Annotated in this window: 24 protein-coding genes and 1 other RNA gene; 3 read left to right on the top strand and 22 right to left on the bottom strand. The window is 37.7% G+C overall.

Going from position 1 to position 22,014, the window contains the following annotated elements; translation table 11 throughout:
* Nucleotides 1–236: 236 nt before the first annotated feature.
* Together BMY57_RS05185 and metG are read right to left on the bottom strand one after the other, a co-directional pair.
* The gene (locus BMY57_RS05185; RefSeq protein ID WP_091772965.1) at nucleotides 237–1,004 is read right to left on the bottom strand and encodes a TatD family hydrolase; all 768 of its coding nucleotides are present in this window, start codon (nucleotides 1,002–1,004) and stop codon (nucleotides 237–239) included.
* Between the two features lie 207 nt (nucleotides 1,005–1,211).
* A complete protein-coding gene (gene metG / locus BMY57_RS05180; RefSeq protein WP_091772964.1) occupies nucleotides 1,212–3,170 on the bottom strand; it encodes a methionine--tRNA ligase in 1,959 nt (652 codons plus the stop codon).
* Nucleotides 3,171–3,457: 287 nt separating this feature from the next.
* Between metG and abrB the strand changes: the two genes are divergently transcribed.
* The gene (abrB, locus tag BMY57_RS05175) at nucleotides 3,458–3,736 is read left to right on the top strand and encodes a transition state genes transcriptional regulator AbrB (RefSeq protein ID WP_091772963.1); all 279 of its coding nucleotides are present in this window, start codon (nucleotides 3,458–3,460) and stop codon (nucleotides 3,734–3,736) included.
* 52 nt (nucleotides 3,737–3,788) lie between these two features.
* Here abrB and rsmI read toward each other — a convergent pair whose 3' ends face one another.
* The 16 genes from rsmI to ffs all read right to left on the bottom strand — a co-directional run bounded on the left by rsmI (nucleotide 3,789) and on the right by ffs (nucleotide 15,352).
* Entirely contained in the window at nucleotides 3,789–4,661 is an 873-nt protein-coding gene (rsmI, locus tag BMY57_RS05170; RefSeq protein WP_091772962.1) for a 16S rRNA (cytidine(1402)-2'-O)-methyltransferase, read from the bottom strand.
* Nucleotides 4,636–5,418 carry a tRNA1(Val) (adenine(37)-N6)-methyltransferase gene (locus tag BMY57_RS05165; protein ID WP_091772961.1) on the bottom strand — a complete coding sequence of 261 codons (783 nt, stop codon included), beginning with the start codon at nucleotides 5,416–5,418 and terminating at the stop codon, nucleotides 4,636–4,638. The genes rsmI and BMY57_RS05165 overlap by 26 nt, the downstream gene beginning before the upstream one ends.
* A 156-nt stretch (nucleotides 5,419–5,574) precedes the next feature.
* Entirely contained in the window at nucleotides 5,575–5,913 is a 339-nt protein-coding gene (yabA, locus tag BMY57_RS05160) for a DNA replication initiation control protein YabA (protein WP_423809562.1), read from the bottom strand.
* Nucleotides 5,914–5,941: 28 nt separating this feature from the next.
* The gene (locus tag BMY57_RS05155; protein WP_091772959.1) at nucleotides 5,942–6,769 is read right to left on the bottom strand and encodes a PSP1 domain-containing protein; all 828 of its coding nucleotides are present in this window, start codon (nucleotides 6,767–6,769) and stop codon (nucleotides 5,942–5,944) included.
* 10 nt (nucleotides 6,770–6,779) lie between these two features.
* The gene (gene holB, locus BMY57_RS05150) at nucleotides 6,780–7,772 is read right to left on the bottom strand and encodes a DNA polymerase III subunit delta' (protein ID WP_091772958.1); all 993 of its coding nucleotides are present in this window, start codon (nucleotides 7,770–7,772) and stop codon (nucleotides 6,780–6,782) included.
* Between the two features lie 20 nt (nucleotides 7,773–7,792).
* Complete coding sequence (locus BMY57_RS05145; protein ID WP_091772957.1) at nucleotides 7,793–8,233, bottom strand: YaaR family protein; 441 nt, start codon at nucleotides 8,231–8,233, stop codon at nucleotides 7,793–7,795.
* A 15-nt stretch (nucleotides 8,234–8,248) separates the two neighbouring features.
* Complete coding sequence (gene darA / locus BMY57_RS05140; protein ID WP_091772956.1) at nucleotides 8,249–8,578, bottom strand: cyclic di-AMP receptor DarA; 330 nt, start codon at nucleotides 8,576–8,578, stop codon at nucleotides 8,249–8,251.
* A gap of 88 nt (nucleotides 8,579–8,666) precedes the next feature.
* Entirely contained in the window at nucleotides 8,667–9,293 is a 627-nt protein-coding gene (gene tmk, locus BMY57_RS05135; RefSeq protein ID WP_091772955.1) for a dTMP kinase, read from the bottom strand.
* A 12-nt stretch (nucleotides 9,294–9,305) separates the two neighbouring features.
* A complete protein-coding gene (locus tag BMY57_RS05130; RefSeq protein WP_177176332.1) occupies nucleotides 9,306–10,718 on the bottom strand; it encodes an aminotransferase class I/II-fold pyridoxal phosphate-dependent enzyme in 1,413 nt (470 codons plus the stop codon).
* A 320-nt stretch (nucleotides 10,719–11,038) separates the two neighbouring features.
* Nucleotides 11,039–11,230: a sigma factor G inhibitor Gin gene (locus BMY57_RS05125; RefSeq protein WP_246247492.1), complete on the bottom strand. Its 192-nt coding sequence runs from the start codon at nucleotides 11,228–11,230 to the stop codon at nucleotides 11,039–11,041.
* A 67-nt stretch (nucleotides 11,231–11,297) separates the two neighbouring features.
* Nucleotides 11,298–11,786, bottom strand: coding sequence for a GyrI-like domain-containing protein (locus tag BMY57_RS05120; RefSeq protein ID WP_091772952.1), 489 nt, complete (start codon nucleotides 11,784–11,786; stop codon nucleotides 11,298–11,300).
* 112 nt (nucleotides 11,787–11,898) lie between these two features.
* Nucleotides 11,899–12,165, bottom strand: a complete 267-nt coding sequence (locus BMY57_RS05115) for a pro-sigmaK processing inhibitor BofA family protein (protein ID WP_091772951.1) — start codon at nucleotides 12,163–12,165, stop codon at nucleotides 11,899–11,901.
* A gap of 77 nt (nucleotides 12,166–12,242) precedes the next feature.
* Nucleotides 12,243–12,839, bottom strand: a complete 597-nt coding sequence (gene recR / locus BMY57_RS05110; protein ID WP_091772950.1) for a recombination mediator RecR — start codon at nucleotides 12,837–12,839, stop codon at nucleotides 12,243–12,245.
* Nucleotides 12,840–12,851: 12 nt separating this feature from the next.
* On the bottom strand, nucleotides 12,852–13,169 hold the full coding sequence (locus BMY57_RS05105; protein WP_091772949.1) for a YbaB/EbfC family nucleoid-associated protein: 318 nt from the start codon (nucleotides 13,167–13,169) through the stop codon (nucleotides 12,852–12,854).
* Between the two features lie 28 nt (nucleotides 13,170–13,197).
* Complete coding sequence (gene dnaX, locus BMY57_RS05100; RefSeq protein ID WP_091772948.1) at nucleotides 13,198–14,895, bottom strand: DNA polymerase III subunit gamma/tau; 1,698 nt, start codon at nucleotides 14,893–14,895, stop codon at nucleotides 13,198–13,200.
* 189 nt (nucleotides 14,896–15,084) lie between these two features.
* Nucleotides 15,085–15,352: signal recognition particle sRNA large type (ffs, locus tag BMY57_RS05095), an RNA gene on the bottom strand.
* 326 nt (nucleotides 15,353–15,678) lie between these two features.
* Between ffs and BMY57_RS05090 the strand changes: the two genes are divergently transcribed.
* Nucleotides 15,679–17,310 (top strand): BCCT family transporter, encoded by a 1,632-nt coding sequence (locus BMY57_RS05090; RefSeq protein ID WP_091772947.1) that lies wholly within the window; start codon nucleotides 15,679–15,681, stop codon nucleotides 17,308–17,310.
* A 36-nt stretch (nucleotides 17,311–17,346) separates the two neighbouring features.
* On the opposite strand, the gene tadA is transcribed toward BMY57_RS05090, so the two are convergent.
* On the bottom strand, nucleotides 17,347–17,796 hold the full coding sequence (gene tadA, locus BMY57_RS05085; RefSeq protein WP_091772946.1) for a tRNA adenosine(34) deaminase TadA: 450 nt from the start codon (nucleotides 17,794–17,796) through the stop codon (nucleotides 17,347–17,349).
* 104 nt (nucleotides 17,797–17,900) lie between these two features.
* On the opposite strand from tadA, the gene BMY57_RS05080 reads away from it, so the two are divergent.
* Nucleotides 17,901–19,184 (top strand): glycoside hydrolase family 18 protein, encoded by a 1,284-nt coding sequence (locus BMY57_RS05080; RefSeq protein WP_091772945.1) that lies wholly within the window; start codon nucleotides 17,901–17,903, stop codon nucleotides 19,182–19,184.
* A 37-nt stretch (nucleotides 19,185–19,221) separates the two neighbouring features.
* Here BMY57_RS05080 and BMY57_RS05075 read toward each other — a convergent pair whose 3' ends face one another.
* From BMY57_RS05075 to BMY57_RS05065, 3 genes are all read right to left on the bottom strand, one after another.
* The gene (locus BMY57_RS05075) at nucleotides 19,222–19,983 is read right to left on the bottom strand and encodes a DUF3891 family protein (RefSeq protein WP_177176331.1); all 762 of its coding nucleotides are present in this window, start codon (nucleotides 19,981–19,983) and stop codon (nucleotides 19,222–19,224) included.
* A gap of 103 nt (nucleotides 19,984–20,086) precedes the next feature.
* Nucleotides 20,087–20,605 (bottom strand): type 1 glutamine amidotransferase domain-containing protein, encoded by a 519-nt coding sequence (locus BMY57_RS05070; protein ID WP_091772943.1) that lies wholly within the window; start codon nucleotides 20,603–20,605, stop codon nucleotides 20,087–20,089.
* A gap of 75 nt (nucleotides 20,606–20,680) precedes the next feature.
* Complete coding sequence (locus BMY57_RS05065; RefSeq protein WP_091772942.1) at nucleotides 20,681–21,991, bottom strand: lysine N(6)-hydroxylase/L-ornithine N(5)-oxygenase family protein; 1,311 nt, start codon at nucleotides 21,989–21,991, stop codon at nucleotides 20,681–20,683.
* Nucleotides 21,992–22,014: the final 23 nt, after the last annotated feature.

Genomic DNA, 22,014 nt, shown 5'->3' with positions numbered 1-22,014 from the left:
TTAACTCGCATTTGATTATATGGGGGATTTTTATTAAAGTCAATCAACTTTCAAACTATCAGACTAGTAAACAAGCTCTATTCCCCATATGACAAGGATTCTAGGTAATATTAAGATTTTATTACAAGGTGTAAAGAAACTGAAAATTAAAAAACACGCGTATGGTTATAAAAGCATCTTGGCCAAACTCTGCCTCTTTTATACCTACGCGTGTAAATTTATTTTATGTCCATGTTTTATTTGATCGAGAAGACCTTTTTAGCATTTTCTGTCGTATACCTAGCAACTTCATCCAACGAAATACCCTTTAATTCGGCAATTTTTTCCGCGACTAATTTGACATAAGCTGGTTCATTACGTTTACCTCGATTCGGATGAGGAGCTAGGAATGGACAGTCCGTTTCGATAAGGAGACGGTCTAACGGGACTTCCTCTGCGACAATCTTTGGATCTGTCGCATTTTTAAACGTCACTGGGCCACCTAATGAAATATAGAATCCTAAATCCAAACATTCTTTTGCATGGTCTACTACATCGTTATAACAATGCATAATCCCGCCACATTCCTGTGCGTTTTCCTCTTTTAAAATGTGAACGATATCTTCCGTTGCTTCACGATTATGAATGATAATTGGCATGTTGACCTTTTTAGCTAACTGAATCTGTTTTCTAAAGACCTCTTTTTGTACATCGTGAGGTGACTTGTCCCAGTGATAATCGAGTCCCATTTCACCAATGGCTACTACTTTAGGATGACGGCATAATTCTTCAATCCATTTTAAGTCTTCGTCCGTCATATCGATGGCATCAACTGGGTGCCAACCGACCGCTGCATATATAAAATCATATTGTTCAGCAATTTCAATAGCAAGTGGAATGGTTTTCCGGTCAAAACCAACTACCACCATATGTTCAACACCCGTATCAAGCGCTCGTTGAATCACTTCATCACGATCTTCCATAAATTGATCGGCATTTAAATGGACATGTGTATCAAAAAGCATTTCGTTCACTCCTATTAATTGGGATTTCTTATCGACACGTTTATTTTTACTATCGTCATGTTTTCCGTTTCTATCGGCTCGTTTTTCATTTCTATCGACATGTTTTCCGATTTTATCGGCATGTTTTTCATTTCTATCGACATGATTTACGGTTCTATCGTCATGTACTAAAGAAAAGGGACGAATGACTCCGTCCCCTCAATAAAGTTATTTAATTTTCGATCCGTTTGGTAACGTCTGGTCAACAGAGGCTAACGATAAGTTACCGTCATTGTCTTCCCCTGCTAAAATCATCCCTTGAGATAACTCACCACGTAGTTTAACCGGTTTTAGGTTGGCAACTAGGACGACTTTTTGTCCTACCAAATCTTCTGGTTGATAGTGTTGAGCAATTCCTGAAACAACCTGTCGTTTTTCAGCTCCAACATCTAATTGTAGCTTAAGTAGTTTTTCCGCTTTTTTCACTTTTTCCGCTTTAACAACTTCTGCAACTCTTAGGTCTACTTTAAAGAAATCATCGATCGTAATTTCATCAGATTCCTCTTCTTGTTCTTCTTCAGGCTCAGGCTGTGTTTTTGCATGATTGCTCATCATATCTTTAATCGCTTGAATCTCTGTTTCATTATCTAAACGAGGGAAAATAGGTGTCCCTTTTTTCACGACTTCACCATTTGTAATGACACCAAAGTCTTTAAGGCTGTCCCAAGTTTGTAAGCTTTCATCTTGGATCCCGAGCTGATCAAAGATGTTCTTAGGAGTTGATGTTAAAAATGGTTGAAGCATAACCGCGATTTGTCGTAGAGATTCGACTAGATGTGCCATTACATTTCCTAAGCGGTCTTTCTTCGATTCATCCTTCGCTAATACCCAAGGTTCGTTTTCATCAATGTATTTATTGGTACGGCTAACAAACTGCCATAATGTTGAAAGTGCCACTGAGAACTGCATGTTTTCCATTGCTTCTTCTACCTCATCACGAGTTTGCTCAGCAAGCTGTTTTAAGTTCTGATCGTATTCCGTCTCATCCACTTCAATGGCAGGGATATGACCGTCAAAATATTTATTGATCATAGCGACCGTACGGTTCAGTAAGTTACCTAAATCGTTAGCTAAATCATAATTCGTACGCTCAACAAATGCTTCTGGTGTAAAAACACCATCAGAACCGAATGGAACTTCACGTAATAAATAATAACGTAAAGCATCTAATCCATAGCGATCAATTAAATCAACAGGGTCTACTACGTTCCCTTTCGATTTCGACATCTTACCATCTTTCATTAATAACCAACCGTGTGCGAACACTTTTTTCGGTAATGGTAAATCTAGTGCCATTAACATAATTGGCCAGTAAATCGTATGGAATCGCACGATTTCTTTACCGACTAAATGAACGTCTGCAGGCCAATATTTTTGGTAACTCTCATCGTGATCCGTATGATAACCAAGCGCTGTAATATAATTGGTTAATGCATCAATCCAAATATAAATAACATGCTTAGGGTCACCAGGTACTTTAATTCCCCAATCAACCGTTGTACGAGATACGGCTAAGTCTTCTAAGCCAGGACGAATAAAGTTATTTAACATTTCATTTTTACGTGACTCTGGTTGAATAAACTCAGGATTTTCATCGTAAAATTCAATTAGTCGATCGACATACTTACTCATTTTAAAGAAGTAAGACTCTTCTTTTACTTTTTCAACAGGTCGGCCACAATCCGGGCAGTTTCCATCTTCTAGTTGACGATCCGTAAAGAAGGACTCACATGGAGTACAGTACCAACCTTCATATTCATCTAGATAAATATCACCTTGTTTCACAAGACGATCAAAGATTTTTTCAACCACTTCTTTGTGACGATCTTGAGTGGTACGAATAAAATCATCATGAGAAATATCTAATTTATCCCATAGTTCTTGAATTCCGGCTACAATATTGTCAACGTATTGCTGTGGTGTTACACCATCTTCTTCCGCCTTACGCTGAATTTTCTGCCCATGCTCGTCTGTACCCGTTAGATACATGACATCAAAACCTCTTAAACGTTTATAGCGTGCCATCGCATCACCAGCGACAGTCGTATAAGCATGGCCGATGTGTAAATTTCCACTAGGGTAGTAGATTGGTGTGGTGATATAGAATGTATTCTTTTCTTTTGGCATGGAAGTTAACCTCCTTATTGAGTGGTAGTTTTTTGAAATGTTTTTGTTTTCTATTTTTTCAGATATTTGTTAAACTATTGAACAGATGCTAGATACTATTGTAACGATTTCAATTTATTATTTCCATAAGTAAGAAAAAATTCAACTGTTACTATCTGATTAAAGAGACAGAATATTATATTAAAATTTGGTAACAATGGAATTTACTTAATTGACTTCCAAAAACAACAATGGTAATCTATCATCGATAAGATAGCGAATTATGATCGAGAGGAGAGAAAAGAGTAATGAAATCGACTGGTATTGTCAGAAAAGTAGACGAGCTAGGACGTGTCGTCATCCCGATTGAACTTCGTCGTACACTAGATATTAATGTAAAAGACTCATTAGAAATTTACGTTGATGACGATAAAATAATCCTTAAAAAGTATAAGCCTTACATGGCGTGCGACATCACAGGGGAAATCGCCGACACCAATGAGCCAGTAGGCGATGGTAGCATCGTACTTAGTAAAGAAGGCGCTCAAAAACTCGTTGAAGAAATCCAAAAGAAATTCAACTTATAATGAAATGAACGATTAGGTTACAGTGAATGCTGTAACCTTTTTTAATACCTTCCTATTGATGATACTCTTGATAGACTTCTCTTTTCGCCTGCCCTCTCTCTTTAGAAACCATTTTAATCGCATCTTTCGGTGTTTTTCCTTGTTCTACATAATAGTCAACATGTTCCACTATAGTTAATTCCTGCCACCAAGCAGAAGATTCATCCTGAAACTCTAATTTTCCTTCTATAATGATGCAAAATTCCCCTCTTAACTCTGCATCATTGGATTTCATATATAGGTTGACCTCTTCCAGCGTGCCGTAAACATATTCCTCAAATTTTTTCGTTAACTCTCGGGCAATTGTTGTGTTTCGGTCATAGGAATACGTTTGATGAATGACATCAATAGTCTGTTTTATTCGATGAGGAGATTCATAAAAAATCAACGTATGATCCGTCTTCCCTAACTTGTTTAACACTTCTACCATGTCTTTCTTTTTTCTTGGCAAAAATCCATAAAACGTAAAGGTCTCTGAAGGAAGCCCTGACCCTACAAGTGCGGTTAATGCTGCGTTAGCGCCGGGTAAAACTGTTACTTTAAGCCCTTCTTCTCTTGCTCGTCTAACTAACTCAAAACCTGGATCCGATACAATCGGCATACCCGCATCACTGACTAAGGCGATCTTTTGTCCTTCTTTTAATTGTTGAATGATCCGATCTTCACGGTCGTACTTATTATGCTCATGATAACTAATGAGCGATTTTTCTATTTCAAAATAATGAAGTAGCTTCTTCGTTTGTCTTGTATCCTCACAAGCCACAGCATCGACCATTTGTAAAGTTTTTACCGCTCGGTAGGTCATATCATCCAAATTACCAATAGGGGTTGGTACGATATAAAGACTCGGTTCTTCCTGATCAAAGCTTTTTTGAATTTGAACCATGTAAACGGCTCCCTTCTTCCCCATATAATATCTTAGCCACCTCTTCTGTATAATTCCCATCATCATCATGAATATAAATAGGTGGCAATACCTTCATTTCAGGATGACCATCACGTATAAATTCTATTAATACAATGTTAGACTCTCGATCTCGTTTAGGATGAACAAATTGAACCCGTTTCGTTTCTAATCGATATTCCTTGGCAGACTCCATAATCTCTGCTAAGCGGTTAGGCCGGTGAACCATTGAGACTTTCCCGCCTGACTTTACCAACTCACTACAGGATTTCAAAACATCCTCCAGCGTACAATATATCTCATGTCGCGCAATGGCTAAATGTTCATTATTATTTCGTTTATCCAAATCTTCCGTCCTAAAATAAGGAGGATTACAAGTGACTAAATCATATCGGTGATAACCAATTTTTTTGGCTAGTCCTTTTAAATCTTCATTTAACACGTCTATTTGGTCTTCTAGTTCATTCAGTTGGACATTTCGTACTGCCATATCATATAAACGTTCTTGTATTTCCACGCCTGTCATCGGCACTTTTGACCGCTTCGATAAAAAAAGTGGTATGACACCGTTCCCTGTACATAAATCAATCAATTTACCTCTTGTCAATGGGAGGTAAGTGAAATGGGCTAATAACACGGCATCAATAGAAAACGCGAAGACAGATTGACTTTGAATAATTCGTCTTTTTTGATCTGCCAATAAATAATCGATTCGCTCATCGTCTCGTAACTCTACCATAGTTGCGTTCCTTCCATAATTGAATTTGTTTGTTGAAACCTTGGATAGATTTTGTTGATTTCAAAAAGGACATTTTTCAAGAAATTGATTATAAAAACGAAACACACCGTTCGTCATTGACGTCGGTGCGTTTCCCCAAAGTTTATGTCTGCGATCCTAACCAAAGAATTTTAAACAAAAGATACAATCCTCTTCTTCACGAGGTGTTCCAAAGTAGACATGACAAATATGAAAACCTTCCTCATAGATCCTCGCAAGATTATCATAACCTTCCCCAACTGACGCATCATCAGAGTCCTGATTAGATTCTGGTTTTGATAATTCTTGTTTAGCAGAATCAGGTGTTAAATCATCCAATCGCTGACGTAAATGATGATTTTCATGTGCCAACTGATGATTTTCCTCAACAAGCTGAACTAAATCTTTTTTTAGTGCCCCGAAGTCTTCTTGGAGATCTTGGAATCGTTTTTCTAATAATGAAAACCGGTCTAACATTTCTTTTTTGTTCAAAACATCCACCTCATTATTCTGTGGCTGGAACAGAAATAGCTCCTTCTTCTATCAGTTCATCTAATGTATATTCAACGACGCGTTCTAATTCGAACAGCTCAACTTGTACTAACTTCTCAAGCATATTAAGGCCTACAACTTTGCCTTGTCCGTTAGATGTGTTAATAACTTCGCCAATATCTGGTAGTTCACGTTTAGCTTCTTCATACTGATCATTTTCATACTTTAAGCAACACATTAAGCGTCCGCATAACCCTGAGATTTTAGCTGGATTTAAGGAAAGGTTTTGATCCTTCGCCATTTTAATTGAAACAGGTTCAAAATCACCTAGAAATGTTGAACAGCAAAGCATACGTCCACAAGGTCCAATTCCACCTAACATTTTAGCTTCATCTCGAACGCCAATTTGTCTTAACTCAATTCGCGTTTTAAAGATCGCGGCTAAATCTTTGACTAACTCGCGGAAATCAACACGTCCATCCGCTGTGAAATAAAAAATAATTTTATTTCGATCAAATGTATATTCAGCATCTACTAAGTTCATATCTAAGTCATGCTGTTTGATTTTTTCCTGACAAACTCGGAAAGCTTCTTCGGTTTTCTCTTTATTTTCGCTAACCGTCAATTTATCTTTGTCATCTGCTAATCGAATGACTTTTTTAAGTGGCAATACCACATCTTCCTCATCAACTTGCTTGTTCGCAATGACGACTTTACCGAATTCGACCCCTCTTACAGTCTCTACAATGACATAATCCTCTGTTGTCATTTGGACTTCACCTGGGTCGAAATAATATATTTTACCCGCTTTCTTAAAGCGAACACCTATCACTTCTACCAAAACGTTCACCTCACCTTTGTAACTGAAGGATTAAGTATTCCATTGCCAATGTCGGATGTACGTTTTGTGCTAGTTTTCGTTTTGTGTTTAATATTTCATATATAAGTGTTTTGGCTTCCGACAATGATACAACATAATGGAACTGCTCTAATCGCTCGAATTGATCGACTAGAACAATTGAATCTCGCTTATCTAAATGGAGCGAAATGATGTCTTGGAACCACATAAGCAGTAATTCCAAACCGTATTCTAACGACTCTCGCCCCTGAAAATGTTTTAAGTAAACTTGATGTAAAAAAAGGTATCCTTCTTCACTTGAATTCATAACCTTATCCATTAATTGTACCACTATTTTTCTTGCTTCGGCAAACCACTCGTCTCCATTCATTTCAATAGCTTGGTCTACATTTAACTTCATCGATGCAAATAATTTAGAAGTCGATTCAGGCAGTCCTTGATCGACTAATCGAGTATAAAGATGATGGTCTGACAAACTATGGAATTGGATCCTTTGACAACGTGATACGATCGTATCTAACATTTGCCCAATGTGTTCAGTCATTAAAATCGCAACCGTCTCTTGGCTCGGCTCTTCTAAAAATTTAAGCAAACGGTTGGCTGCATTTACAGTCATTTTTTCTGCTTGCCTAACCACATAAACTTTTTGATTGGATTCAAGACCGGTATATGTAAACTCTTTTTGTAAGTATTCAATTTGTTCTTTTTTAATCGACTGACCATCTGGCTCGATCCAATGTAGGTCAGGATGGTTGCCTGACTGGATTCGTTTACAAGATATGCATTCGTAACAAGGTTCAGCAGAATCAATTTGTTTGTTTTCACAAAAATATCGCATGGCAAACAAAAGACTGGCCTCGTGCTTGCCAGTCCCTGATGGCCCATGAAATAAATAGGCATGTGCGATTCGGTCCCTCGTAATGCTATTTTGTAACATTTTAACTGCGACCGGTTGAGAATCTTTTAGTTCAATCCATGACGTCATATGTGTTCATCCTATCTATCTTATACCTGTAAATTAAGCAAAAGACCCTTAATCTCCCCAATGACATCCAATATATCAATCGTTGACTTTTGTTCGTCTAACAGGTCATCCGTTAATTGAATGAGGTGTTCATCAACTTGCTTAATCAGTGTTAAGTTTCGATTGTCACCGTTCATACTCCAGCTTCTAGACTGTTCAAGAGAGAGACCATTTTGTACGGCCTCATCCATAAACTGACGAACCATTCGCTTATATTTGGCCAAATCTTGGAACGAACGGAATCGCGCAACTTTTTCACCCTGGGCTGTTAAATCTTTTAATAATTGTTGAAGCTGTGACTCTTGTAATTTTTGTTTTTCTGAACTAACTGTCTGCTGAAACGATGTGGTTGAACCTTTTCGTTGATGCGCCTGAACTTTTGTTGGATCGATGGTCGATTTAATATCTTGATTCACCTTCATAACTAGCGCACCTCTTTAAAAATGATGGAATGCATCGACTGGTAAGACGAAGACTGTTGCGCCACCAACTTCAACTTTCACTGGTTTTGGAATGTAAGAATCCGCATTTCCGCCCATTGGTGATATTGGGGCGACCATTTGTTCACGCTTGCTGCAGTTGTCACGAATAACTTCGAGAGCCGCATCGACGTAATCATCTTCCACCCCGATCATTAATGTCGTATTACCTTCCTTTAGAAAACCTCCACTAGATGCTAACTTCGTTGTTTTGAATTCTTTTTCAGTTAACGCATCTTGTAGACGATTCACGTCTTTATCTTGAACGACAGCAAGGATTAGTTTCATCCTTTTCCTCCTTCAAACGTCTTTTATATTATTATAACAAGTTGTCAGACGATTTAGCAGTAATTTAGATATGAAAATTTTTCTTTATTTAAGAAAGATAGCTTTGAATAAGTTTTAAGCACGCTTGTTGTACGTCTTCTTGAGGTTGTTGGGCATCTATGGCTTGAATACGATTCGGGAATTTTCCTTTTAAAATTTGATACGCTTCAGCTACTTTTTCATGGAATGATAATTTCTCTAAATCTAACCTATTCTGTTCTCTTCCTTTATTATCCGAAATTCGTTTAAGCCCTATTTCAGGATCCAACTCAAACAATACCGTCACATTCGGCATGCATTGTTCAATCGCAAATTCATTAATTTGATAAACTTCATCTATACCTAACCCTCGTGCATAGCCTTGATAAGCTAGACTACTATCGATAAAACGGTCGCATAACACGATCGTTCCTTTTTCTAAGGCTGGAAGCACCTTTTCAACTAAATGTTGCCGTCTAGCCGCTGCATAAAGTAAGGCTTCTGTTCGCCCGTCCATAGCTGTATGCTGTTTATTTAATATTACTTCACGTATTTTTTCTGAGATTTCAATCCCACCAGGTTCACGTGTATGGATGACGTCATAGCCTTGATGTTGTAACTGTTCATATATATATGATAAAACGGACGATTTCCCCGCCCCTTCGACTCCTTCAAATGTGACAAATAATCCACTCACTTCAATAACCCCTTATTCTGTTAAAATTTCTATACCTCGAAATAACCGATCCCCTGGATACTGAATATATTGACCTTTACTTAGAGTTTTTTGAATTGCATCCACGTGATATGGCTGAATCAGCTCACCTTTTAATAATACTGGAATTCCAGGCGGATACGGAATAACAGGATGAGCCGAAATCTCTCCCAGCGCTTTGTCCCAACTCACCCATTTCGATTTAAGATCCCTTAATTCTACATAACTTTTATCAAAAGCTTGTACGTTCGGTTGTTCCATTATTGTACCATGTTTAATGGGTTCCTTAAGATTAAATTCAAGATCTTTTAATTGAATCCAATCCATTGAGTTCGCTTGAGGCTGCAAACCCGCGACCAATAACAGTTGATTGTTTTGCACCATCTCAGGATAGACATATAAACGATGAAGAGCTGCCTCTAATTGTGTTATATCCATAACATCTGAGGTAATAGTGATTTTTAACGGATCATCGATTCCCTCTTTAACAGGGATCACATTTATACTTGGAACTTCATTTAAGGCAACTCTCATCTTATCAATATCTTTTATAATCGCCTGTACTTTTTCTTCATTTAAATGAGCTGCAAATTTTCTTGCGAGATCAAGCGACGCCATAATTGGATATGACGGGCTACTTGATTGTAACACTTGGAGGAAATATTTAACTGTTTCATATGAAACATGTCGATTTTTGATATGTAAAAATGACCCCATCGTCATCGCTGGTAACGTTTTATGAGCTGAATGGACCACGATATCTGCACCCGCTTCTATAGCGGACATCGGAAATTGATGACTTAACGGAAAATGTGCCCCGTGAGCTTCATCAACTAGCACGGGAACCTGATGACGGTGAGCCACTTCCATAATCGACGTTATATCATAAGTGGTCCCGAAATAATCCGGATAAGATAACACAATCGCTTTAGCCTCTGGGTACTCTTCAATTGCCTGTTCAATATAAGCCGACTCTAAATGTGAGTATCGTTGAGTTCGATTATCGTAACTTGGTGCCACAACTATAGGTTTTCCCCCAGCTAATTCTAGTGCGTTAAATATAGATTTATGACTATTGCGCTGAACAATGATTTGATCACCCGGTCCACATACACTTAAGATCATGGCCAAGTTTCCAACTGTCGTACCATTAACTAAAAAAAAGGTATAATCAGTTTGATAAAGGTCAGCTGCTAATTGTTCAGCCCGTTTAATCACCCCATCAGGTTGATGCAAATCATCTAAATCTGGAAGCTCAGTTAAATCGTAAGGCAGGATTTGACGAAAATTCTGCGCTGCTTCGTCGAAGACATGACCATTCTTATGCCCCGGGACGTGAAAAGAAGTTGGATTGTTTTTTATATGTTCAACTAATGCTTCATATAAAGGCGCTTGATTTTGATTCATACTCATTCTCCTCTAAAAACTTCACTACTATCTTATCACGGACATCAAAAAATGCCATGAACGACAGTAAATCTATGGGCATGTTGACTGGAATATTAACATTTTACTTTGAAAAGGAGAATAAAGCCTGTTAAGTAGATAATAAATCTTTAAATTTAGATAATAAACCTTAAAATATAGATAATAAAGTTTTGATTTTAGATAATAGTAATTGAAATATAGATAATAAAATCAATGAATTAGATAAAAAACTCCCGAAAATAGATAATAAATATTTCAACCAAAAAAAGAGCGTTATTAAACGCCCCTTAAATTTCTGTTTATTGTATTAGTAGATTCGAAACCTGACTTCTTTTTAATCGATCCACGTAATATTGGTAACGCTCATCGGTTGGATCTGTCTCTAACATCTCTTGTTCACAGCTTGTGCAAATAAAAGATATGAGTAAATAAATGCCGTCTTCTTTCCACTCTTCGCAAACCTTACATTGTTTCATAGATTTTTGTGCCAAGTTTCCCACCTCCATCAACTAGGATGGACAGGTGAATCTAGTTTTATACTTAAATCTATGAAAAAAATTATGATTCTTTTACAACAGGAATCAAGATGTCAAAGTGCTGATCATCAGGGTCTTGATCCGTCGGGTAATACTCATGCTTAATCGGCAAATACGGATCGTAGTAAGTTACACCAGCCTCTTTTAATGCTTGATACTCACTGTCATGAAGCCATTGATGTAGATTGTTATAAGTCTGTACGACATTTTCGCCTTTCTTATGCTTAGTATACATATACGTCCATTCTGGAACTTGAATCTCAACCATCCCATCTAGCACATTTTGATCGTCTGTTACTTCAAATACTGAGTAATGAGCAAAGCCATTTTCAACAACGTGATAGGATAAACCTAACTGTACATCACGATTGACTGCGTGTTCTAATTCATCCACCCGCTGACGCATTTGATGAATGACTTTTTTTAATTCAGGTACTTCTTGAAAAGTCCCTTCCCACTTCATTCCAACAGCACGATAGGCAGGACGCGTCACAATTCTCCAATCCGACAATGTATTCCACTCCTTAAATATAATTTATTCGCCCAAAACCGTCAAAACTCCTCTTGATTACCCATGCAATGATGACAAAAAAATAACCACAGATAATCTGTGGTTACATTACCTATGGAATAATCATTAGATGGATTAAAACTAACGCCCCTACTCCAAAGAGTCCTAAAAATCCCGCAATGGCGGATGTAATCAAATTAATTGGAATGTGTAATCCAAACATCGCCCCAAATACATTGGCAAAGAAGATAAACAATGCGCCAATGACCAGTTTGACAACACCTACTGACGTCCAGCGCACTATTTTAAATGGTGGGCCAAAGAAAAGTAATAATACCATAATCGCAACAATCGCTAAAATGATGACTATTGGATCCATACCGAATCTCCTTTCGCTTGTCCTACTTTAACGTATGCGTTTAATAGTTAAAGTAGAACTAGGAAAAGAGGATTTTTCTATAAATCGCGTCTTCCTTCTAACGCCTTAGATAACGTTACTTCATCTGCATACTCTAAATCTCCACCAACTGGTAAGCCGTGTGCGATTCGTGAGATGCGGATTCCTGAAGGTTTGACGAGACGGGAAATGTACATCGCCGTCGCTTCGCCTTCGACATTTGGGTTGGTCGCTAAAATTAACTCCTCAACTTCTTCATCTTTTAACCTTTCAATTAAGGAAGCCACATTAATGTCTTCCGGACCGATCCCATCCATTGGTGAAATCGCACCGTGAAGAACGTGATATTTACCTTGAAAATCTTTCATTTTCTCCATCGCGATAACATCTTTAGGATCTTGAACAACACAGATCAATGAACTGTCTCGCTCTGTATCATCACAGATTCTACAAGGGTCTGTATCCGTTATATGTCCACACACACTGCAATGCGTAAGTTCACGTTTGGCATTCACTAAGTTTTTAGCAAAATCCAACACATCGTCTTCTTTCATATTTAACACAAAAAAAGCCAGGCGAACTGCCGTCTTCGGCCCTATTCCTGGCAATTTAGTAAAACTGTCCACCAGTTTGGAGATAGGTTCAGGATAATACATGGTGCAAGCCTCCTAGAAACCTGGTATATTCATCCCTTGCGTGAATTGCCCCATTTTATCGTTTGTAGTTTCATCCACTTTACCTAATACATCATTCGTAGCCGCAATAATTAAATCTTGAAGCATATCGACATCATCGGGATCTACCACTTCTTCGTTTATTTCAATATCGGTGATTTCCTTTTTTCCATTTGCAACCACTTTAACCATACCGCCACCAGCTGTTGCTTCAAACGTCATTTCATGAAGTTCTTCTTGAGCCTTCATCATTTTCTTCTGCATTTTTTGCATTTGTTTCATCATATTGTTCATATTACCCATGCCTTTCATATTAAAACCCTCCTGTATATTTTAGAAGTTATTCTTTTATTTCTAACAACTCGTCTCCAACCAATTTTCTCGCTTCAGAAATAACTGGATCCTCTTCAGGTTCTGACTCCTGTTTCTCCTCAGCTTCTTCAGACGGCTGTTGTTGACTTAAAAAATCTTCTCGAATCGATTGCCACTCTGAATCTGGAATCGGAATAATCGTTAACCTTTTACCAATATATTCAGATAAGGCGTTTTCGATCATTTCTTGATTTTCTAGCACTAATGCACAATGAATTTCATATTTAAACGACAAAATTAATGACTTAGCAGATGCAGCCCTTGGCGTACTGTCTACTAACTTTGCCCGAGCTGGAGGGCTGGTCTTCTTTAACCCTTCCATAAAAGCTGCCCAATTGGACTTCACATTTTTAAGGTCATCTTTTGTCGCTTCAGATAATGTGTGACGAACTTTTTCATAAGGAACTTTATAGCGATTTCCACGTGATTGTGGTGCTCGACGCTTCGGAGTAGATGACTCTTGAGTTTGTACCTGCACTCCTTGTTCCTTCATTCGATTCAGTTCTTTTTCTAACTGAGAAATCTGTTGGACGAGTTCATTGGAAACAGAACCTTGTTCATTCGGAGAATCTTGTTTAGTTTGTAGCTCTTGAATATTTAATAATGCAATTTCTAGTAAAACTTTTGGACTGTTCGTCCACTTCATATCCTGTTGAGTACGATTGAGAAGGTCAATCGCTTGTTCTAACCATTGACTAGAGACCTGTTCAGCAACATGTTTGAACTTGTCATCAGGTATGGCTCGAACTAAAACATCTTCCATGTTCTCAGCACTTGAGTACATATATAAATCACGTAAAAAGTGAATGAAATCAAAAATAAAGCGGTTCGGATCTTTTCCTTCTTGCATGCTGGCTTCTAAATGATTAAGAGCTTTTTTCGCTTCACCATTTCGTAAGGATTCCACCATATCTAATAATCGATCTTGAGGAATTGATCCCGTTACAGCCAATACATCGTCCATTTGAATATAAGTGTCATCACTATAAGCAATAGCCTGATCTAATAAGCTTAAGGCATCTCGCATACCGCCTTCAGCCGTTAGCGCGACATGGATTAAAGCATGTTCATCATATTGAATGCCTTCTTCATCTAATATATGCTTAATTCTCTCGACAATCACCTGGTGTGTGATCCGTTTAAAATCAAACCGCTGACAACGTGATATAATCGTTAACGGAATTTTGTGTGGTTCTGTAGTAGCTAAAATAAAAATAACGTGCCTCGGCGGTTCTTCAAGCGTTTTTAATAACGCATTAAAAGCACCTTGAGACAGCATGTGAACCTCATCTATAATGTAAACTTTATAATCCACAGCACTTGGAGCATATTTAACCTTATCACGAATCTCTCGAATATCGTCCACACCATTATTTGATGCAGCATCAATTTCAATGATATCCGATATCGATCCGTCTTGAATACCTCTACACGCATCGCATTCTCCACAAGGTTCTTTCACTGGTGCTTTTTCACAGTTGATCGCTTTAGCAAAAATTTTCGCCGCACTAGTTTTACCAGTACCACGAGGTCCAGAAAACAAATAAGCATGTGCGACTTTCTGCTGTTCCATCGCATTTTGCAACGTTCGAGTTATATGTACTTGTCCGACGACATCTTCAAATTTCTGTGGTCGCCACACACGATATAGAGCCTGATATGCCATGGACAAACTTCTCCTTTAAGGTTTCTTCTTCATTATAACCGATACAGAAGTAGGATTTCAAAACTAATTGTATGAGGCCTTAAAGATTAAAATTATAATGTTGATTCTAAAGGTTTGTGGTAAAGGTTTAATGGTGAAAAAAGTGAAGAACGTAAAAAGAAGTATTAAAAGGTAGGTATATATATGTAACTGTGCACCTATCTTCGATGAAGTGACCCGTAAGCGTTACGTAAGATCACAGCTCAATCTAGGCGACCCTACGACACACGAGAATGACCGCTTACTGCTGCTTCCTTCCGGACCTGACAGGGTTTACGGGTTCTCGTTGCATAGGACCCAGATGTCAACACTGCTCACTTACGGCAGACCTTAAAATCACTTCACCTTGGATAGGGCTTCAGCCCCACTATAGCGGATTGTGGGTTACAGGGCACCGCTACCTCCCCACCTAGCACAGCAATTACAAGTATATTAGGTTTTTTAGTAAAATGCAATATGTAACTCATTCCATATTCTGTTAGCCATTATTCTTTTATAAAAATAACTTTTGTTTAGTCCTTATAATATAGGGTATAAGAGAATTATAGAGTAGTTCGGCCCATTTCTAGGACTTGCATTATAATTAAAAGTACGTTAAATTCGCAAAGGTACACTATTTAAATCCACACAGTTTAATCATAGGGTAAGAACATCTAATCATATTTAGATGTTTTTTTACGTCAAATATTGGGTTATGAGCTAGTTATTCTATTTTAAATATATGAAAGGGAGAGTTTTAGTTTTATGAGAGAAAAACCAAAAGGGTTAACTTCGTTTAATGCAGCGGTTAAAACACCTGCGTTTATCGTGTCATTAATAATCGCTGTGATTTTTTTAGCTTTCGGTGTTTTTCTAGATGATTTCGGAACTTACGTCGACAATACATTTGATTGGGTTGTCGAAAAGCTAGGTTGGTCATTCATTCTTGGTGGTAGTGTCTTCTTGATTTTAGCCATTTATTTAATGATCAGCCCGTTAGGTGAAATAAAGCTTGGTGATGATGATGAAAAACCAGCTTATTCAACACCAGCTTGGTTCGCCATGCTATTTAGTGCTGGTATGGGAATTGGCCTATTATTCTGGGGAGTTTCTGAGCCGATTAACCACTATATGTGGCCACCAAGTGGTGAAGCAGAAACCGCTGGAGCTGTTCACAAAGCGTTACAATATTCATTTTTCCATTGGGGACTTCACCCATGGGCTGTTTACGCCATTGTCGCAGCAGCATTAGCTTATTTCTCATATCGTAAAAACTTACCCATGTTACTAAGCTCAACACTTGAGCCAATTTTAGGACGTGACGGCATTAATGGTGGTTGGGGTAACACCATTAATATTATTGGTGTTATTTCCACTTTATTTGGTATTTCTACTTCACTCGGTTTAGGTGTTATGCAAATTGGTGGAGGTTTTGAAACATTATTCGGAATACCAAACGATACGGGGTTATGGTTAATCATCATTGCTGTCGTTACTGGACTTGCGATTCTTTCAACAACCTCCGGAATTGATAAAGGAATTAAATGGCTTAGCCAAACGAACCTTGGAGTGGCAGGGTTACTATTGTTATTCGTATTGATTCTTGGACCAACTTTATTTATCTTAGAAGCATTAACTCATTCAACAGGAACATATATTCAAAATATCTTCCAAATGTCATTTGGAATTGATGCAGCTGGTGAAGGAACAGAAGGTTGGTATGATGCATGGACAATCTTCTATTGGGCATGGTGGATTTCTTGGGCTCCATTCGTAGGTGCCTTTATTGCTCGTGTTTCTAGAGGACGTACAATTCGTAGCTTTACAATTGGTGTATTACTTGTCCCTACAGCTGTTAGTATCGTATGGTTCAGTGTATTTGGTGGTTCAGCACTATTCTTAGAACACTTCCAAAACAGCAGTATTTGGGAAGCTGTAAGCGTGGACGAAGCGCAAGGTTTCTTTGCATTACTTGATACCTTCCCATTATCAAATGTATTAATAGTTGTTGCGATGATTTCTTTAACCGTATTCTTTATAACATCTTCTGACTCTGGTACGTATGTCATTGGGATGTTAACTTCTAAAGGTAATGTTAATCCACCATTAGGATTACGTGTCATTTGGGGTCTTATTGAAGGTGGATTCGCGGCCGTATTACTTCTAGCTGGAGGTTTAGGTGCTTTACAAACCGCAGCTGTCGTAGGTGGTTTCCCATTCATGTTAATCATGTTCCTCATGGTTGGTTGCTTAATTTGGGCATTACACAAAGAACTCAGAGATGGTTCCTTACCTCAAGAACGTGCTAGGATCTACGCAGCATTAGAAGACTTAAGAGAAGAAAAGAAAATTCGCAAAGGCATAATTCAAGAGCAAAACCCTGATAAAAAAGAATAGTTATTAAAAAAGCTCTCACGATTAAACGTGGGAGCTTTATTTTTTCCGCAATTTTTTAAAAAAGTTTTTTAATAACATGGCGCAGTCTTCTTCTAACACACCTTGTTCAACGATTGCTTGATGATTAAACCTTGATTCATCTAATAAGTTCATTAAAGTGCCCGCACAACCGGCTTTAGGATCACTTGCCCCATAAACAACATGAGGTATACGAGATTGAACAATTGCTCCTGCGCACATTGGACATGGCTCTAGTGTGACATATAAAGTGCATTCTTCTAATCGCCAGCTACCAACTGCCTGGTTCGCTTTTTTGATAGCAATCATCTCTGCATGAGCATCACTTTGTTGTAATGTTTCCCGTTGGTTGTAGCCTCTTGCAATAATTTCCCCATTATGTACAATGACTGCACCAATTGGCACTTCATTGATTATCTCTGCCTTATTAGCTTCCTGTATGGCTTCTTTCATAAATTCTTCATGCATGGCTGTCACCTCTCATCATTAGTATCATACCATAATCATGAATGGCATAAGCCTAATTTTTACACATACAGTGTAGTTAGAGGATTAGAAAGGAGTGAACCGTTTTGTTAATCCATGTTGTGCAACCTGGGGATAGTATTTATGATATCTCCAATCGGTATGAGACCTCAGTCGATGAGTTGGTACAAATCAATGGCCTAGACCGTCCGGAAGATTTAGTTGTAGGCCAATCTTTAGTCATCCCTACTAATATTTACGTTGTTCAAAATGGGGATAGTCTATCCAGTATTGCCAATCGCTTTAACATGTCTTACGAACAACTAGCATTATACAATGAAATCAGCCCTGACTCCATTTTACAAATTGGTCAGGAGATCGAAATTCCTCAGCCTGAACGGATCGATATTACAAGCAACGCCTATGTAGAGCCAATCGGAGACAGTGTTAGCCCTACCCTTGAACAATCAGCAAGAGCTAGAGCTCCATACTTAACATACCTTTCCCCGTTTAGTTATGAAGTCAATCGCGACGGCACATTAAGACCACCATTACTAAATGACTTTCCTGCTATTGCAGCAGAGAATAATACAGCCCTTATGTTAACGGTGACCAATATTGAAGAAGGTGAGTTTAGCGAAGAGATTGGTCGTTTAATCGTAACCGATGAAAATGTACAGGACAAATTATTAGATGAAATCATTCAAACTGCCCAAGAAATCGGTTATCAAGATGTTCATTTTGATTTAGAATTTTTACCAGCAGATACTAGAGAAGATTATAATCAATTTTTACGAAAAGCTAAAGAGCGTTTAAGTGCTAATAATTTAATGCTCTCTACAGCTCTTGCACCTAAATCGAGTGCAGAACAAACGGGTCAATGGTATGAAGCACATGATTACCAAGCTCATGGAGAAATTGTTGATTTCGTCGTTCTAATGACATATGAATGGGGATATAGTTATGGGCCACCAATGGCCGTTTCACCTATTGAACCAGTAAGAGGGGTTGTCGAGTATGCATTGACGGTGATTCCACCTGAAAAAATTTTACTTGGGCAGAACTTATATGGTTATGATTGGACATTACCTTTTCAAGAAGGTGGAGACCCTGCAGAAGCATTAAGTCCAAACCAAGCCATCCAAAGAGCAAGAGAAAACAATCAAGATATTGAATTTGATCAGGAAGCTCAAGCCCCTTTCTTCTTTTACTGGGATGAAGATGGGAATCAACACGAAGTATGGTTCGAGGATGCCCGTTCCATTCAAGCTAAATTTGACCTTATTAGAGAACACGGATTATTAGGAATTAGCTATTGGAAGCTAGGTCTCGCTTTCCCACAAAATTGGTTTATGTTGAATGAACAATTCAACATCCGAAAAATTATATAAACCAAAAAAGCTTCTGTTTGTGCAGAAGCTTTTAACTTTAATAAGATATGATAACACTTCGGACCCTCTCAACTGATTGACGATATGCTTGTTCTAACCCCTTTTCTTCAACCTCTTCTTCCGTTAATTCCTTATAAGGAATGGACACTTTAAAAGGAGCTTTAAAGGGAAACGGCTTCAACTCAATAACCTCTTCATCAACCCAGTAGGCTGTGATCTTATTATTTAAACCTGAAAAACACTGCCTAAATCCTTCTCTGAACATAAAATTTTCTTCTTGTTTAGACACATTAGGCTTGTTTAAACAAATGTATAATGATAAATCATCGCAAAATTGAAGAAGTTTGAAATGAAAATCCATTATTTCCTCGTCAGATCCTATACCTAGCTGTTCTCTAATCTGATTTTGTCTGTCAATTTCCCGGGAAATGAATCGAGAAATGTCTGAGTCTGTCGTCTTTTCTTTAAAAAAAGACAGGAAATGAAGACTATTTAATAGTCCAGCATAGGGTGATAATTGTTCCACTTCATCAATGCCTTTTGTATATGCTTCCAACTTCGGTTTCTGCGGATAGTCCATAAATGAATGAGGTAACTTTTTATCAGCATTCCAAATAGGCGTTTGATCTAAAGGAATCCAAGCACGATCATGTTCACGAACCGCCAGTTGAACATCTTTAAAATATTCTGCTCCGATAAACAACTGATCCTCCCAATAAGGGACAAATTGACCGCTTAATATAGAATGGTTATGTTGGGTAAATAATTGATAACGACCATCATGAGCGGAGACAATCATCCAATCATCCTTTAACATGGCATTTTTAATATTGTATGTTAAAAAGCCCAATTTGATAGCAAAAGGCTCAAACATTAATGTTTGAGCCTTGTTGTCATTATGGTTACTTTTCTAACACTTTAAGTGATTCTTTGTTAAATGCAGGTATATCATCCGGCTGACGACTTGTAATTAATTGATCGTGGCATGATACCACCTCTTCGTCTTTGAAGTTAACACCGGCATTTTCCATATCTACACGTATTGATTTATACCCTGTCGCTGTACGACCATCTAACGTTTTTGCAGTAATTAGTAGTTGTGGTCCATGGCAAATAGCGAACACTGGTTTATCTTGCTCCATGAAGTGTTTGGCAAACCATACAAATCGTTCATCGCCACGTAAAATATCTGGTGAAAAACCACCCGGAATAAATAATGCATCAAACTCTTCAGGTTGAACTTCATCAATGCTTAAATCAATCTCAACTTCAGCTTCGCCTTGCTTACCTGTGACGATTTTACCTTTTTCCTTTTCAATCGTCACAACAGTGTGTCCTGCTTCACGATAAGCATTAGCAGGTTCCGTGTACTCACTATCTTCAAACATATCTGTTAATAAGCATGCAATCTTTTTACCCATGATGAATGCCTCCTTTAGACATATTTATAAGATTTACATTAATGTTCATTCCCTTTCATCATTAGTTTAAACATTTTATATTTTAGGTGCAAACCTTTGAAATGTTTGAGGTTTCTTTAACTTAAATCGTTCTTCTCCAGTTAAATCATTAATGATTTCCATATTACGTTGAACGGCCAAACCTAGGTTCGTAGCAGCTGTCCCATGAGAGTGTTCGAGATTGGTTACGATATAAAATTTGTTGGCTTTAGGCTCTTTAAAGGTCAATTCGTAGTTCCGCTTCACCTTAAATAAATGCTCGTCTTCCCAAACAATTTCATCTTCATATCGTTCTAAAAACCACTCTGGAATATTCGGTTTATATCCAGTCGCAACAATTACTTTTTCAGTTTGGTAAACAAACGCCGTTTCTTCTTGCCATTGTTGACATTTTAATAAATAACCTTGATCATGCTTCTCTATATTATTGACTTCCGTTAACGGCTGTATTGTTATTTTAGGATCTTCCTCGCCAACCGAATAATGATATAACATGTCATAAATACCATTTAATGTAGAAATGTCGATTCCATGACGTAGTGGATCCAGAGTGTCCAAAGCTTCTTTCCGTTTGTCTAATGGAAGCTGGTGAAAATAATCAATATAATCAGGTGAAAAGAATTCTTGTCCTATTTTAGCCGCTTCTAACTGGAAAATTCCTTCAGACCGTGTCAGCCAACTTAGATGAAACTCGTAATTTTCTCGTTCTTCTAATAAATCATAAAAAATTTCAGCTGCACTCTGACCAGACCCTACAATGGTGATATGATCTGATTTCATCAAAGCCTCTTTCTCATAAAGATAACGACTCGTATGAATAACATCTTCATTTGGAAATCCTTGCATATTATCTAATAAAAATGGTTCACTACCTGTTGCCATGACCACATGTTTGGCATAATACCTCTCTGTTTTATGAGTATCCATATCAAGAATGACTAGCTCATAATAAGCACCTTGATCATCTGAGTGATCCACCATATCGACTACTTTTTTTCCAAAATAAACACCGCTGATTTGGTCGGTTGCCCATTGTAAATAATCATTATATTCATTTCTAGGTACCTCTAATTTTTTAAAAAAGAAAAATTTATATAATCGATCATGTTCCTTTAAATAATTTAAATAACTGAAACGACTAGTTGGATCGGCAAAGGTCACTAAATCTGCCATAAAAGGGACTTGTAAATCTGTACCTTCAATTAACATGCCTGGATGCCATTCCATTTTGGGTGTCTGATCAAAAAATATACGGTCTATATCTTCCATATCTTCTGTTAAAGCCGCTAAACTTAAATTATAAGGTCCAACACCAATTCCTATAAAATCATAAATTTTCTGATCCAAAACGATCACCTACTTTAATTAAC

Origin of the sequence: Piscibacillus halophilus (assembly GCF_900110685.1) — a bacterium.
Classification (GTDB): Bacteria; Bacillota; Bacilli; order Bacillales; family Alkalibacillaceae; genus Piscibacillus; species Piscibacillus halophilus.
This window is presented reverse-complemented; position numbering and strand designations above follow the sequence as displayed.

Bases quoted from the DNA above. Each gene is read 5' to 3' on its own strand.
- BMY57_RS05185 (WP_091772965.1), bottom strand. From the start codon at position 1,004: ATGCTTTTTGATACACATGTCCATTTAAATGCCGATCAATTTATGGAA.
- metG (WP_091772964.1), bottom strand. From the start codon at position 3,170: ATGCCAAAAGAAAAGAATACATTCTATATCACCACACCAATCTACTAC.
- abrB (WP_091772963.1), top strand. From the start codon at position 3,458: ATGAAATCGACTGGTATTGTCAGAAAAGTAGACGAGCTAGGACGTGTC.
- rsmI (WP_091772962.1), bottom strand. From the start codon at position 4,661: ATGGTTCAAATTCAAAAAAGCTTTGATCAGGAAGAACCGAGTCTTTAT.
- BMY57_RS05165 (WP_091772961.1), bottom strand. From the start codon at position 5,418: ATGGTAGAGTTACGAGACGATGAGCGAATCGATTATTTATTGGCAGAT.
- yabA (WP_423809562.1), bottom strand. From the start codon at position 5,913: ATGTTAGACCGGTTTTCATTATTAGAAAAACGATTCCAAGATCTCCAA.
- holB (WP_091772958.1), bottom strand. From the start codon at position 7,772: ATGACGTCATGGATTGAACTAAAAGATTCTCAACCGGTCGCAGTTAAA.
- BMY57_RS05145 (WP_091772957.1), bottom strand. From the start codon at position 8,233: ATGAAGGTGAATCAAGATATTAAATCGACCATCGATCCAACAAAAGTT.
- darA (WP_091772956.1), bottom strand. From the start codon at position 8,578: ATGAAACTAATCCTTGCTGTCGTTCAAGATAAAGACGTGAATCGTCTA.
- BMY57_RS05130 (WP_177176332.1), bottom strand. From the start codon at position 10,718: ATGAATCAAAATCAAGCGCCTTTATATGAAGCATTAGTTGAACATATA.
- BMY57_RS05115 (WP_091772951.1), bottom strand. From the start codon at position 12,165: ATGGATCCAATAGTCATCATTTTAGCGATTGTTGCGATTATGGTATTA.
- recR (WP_091772950.1), bottom strand. From the start codon at position 12,839: ATGTATTATCCTGAACCTATCTCCAAACTGGTGGACAGTTTTACTAAA.
- BMY57_RS05105 (WP_091772949.1), bottom strand. From the start codon at position 13,169: ATGAAAGGCATGGGTAATATGAACAATATGATGAAACAAATGCAAAAA.
- dnaX (WP_091772948.1), bottom strand. From the start codon at position 14,895: ATGGCATATCAGGCTCTATATCGTGTGTGGCGACCACAGAAATTTGAA.
- BMY57_RS05090 (WP_091772947.1), top strand. From the start codon at position 15,679: ATGAGAGAAAAACCAAAAGGGTTAACTTCGTTTAATGCAGCGGTTAAA.
- tadA (WP_091772946.1), bottom strand. From the start codon at position 17,796: ATGCATGAAGAATTTATGAAAGAAGCCATACAGGAAGCTAATAAGGCA.
- BMY57_RS05075 (WP_177176331.1), bottom strand. From the start codon at position 19,983: ATGATTGTCTCCGCTCATGATGGTCGTTATCAATTATTTACCCAACAT.
- BMY57_RS05070 (WP_091772943.1), bottom strand. From the start codon at position 20,605: ATGGGTAAAAAGATTGCATGCTTATTAACAGATATGTTTGAAGATAGT.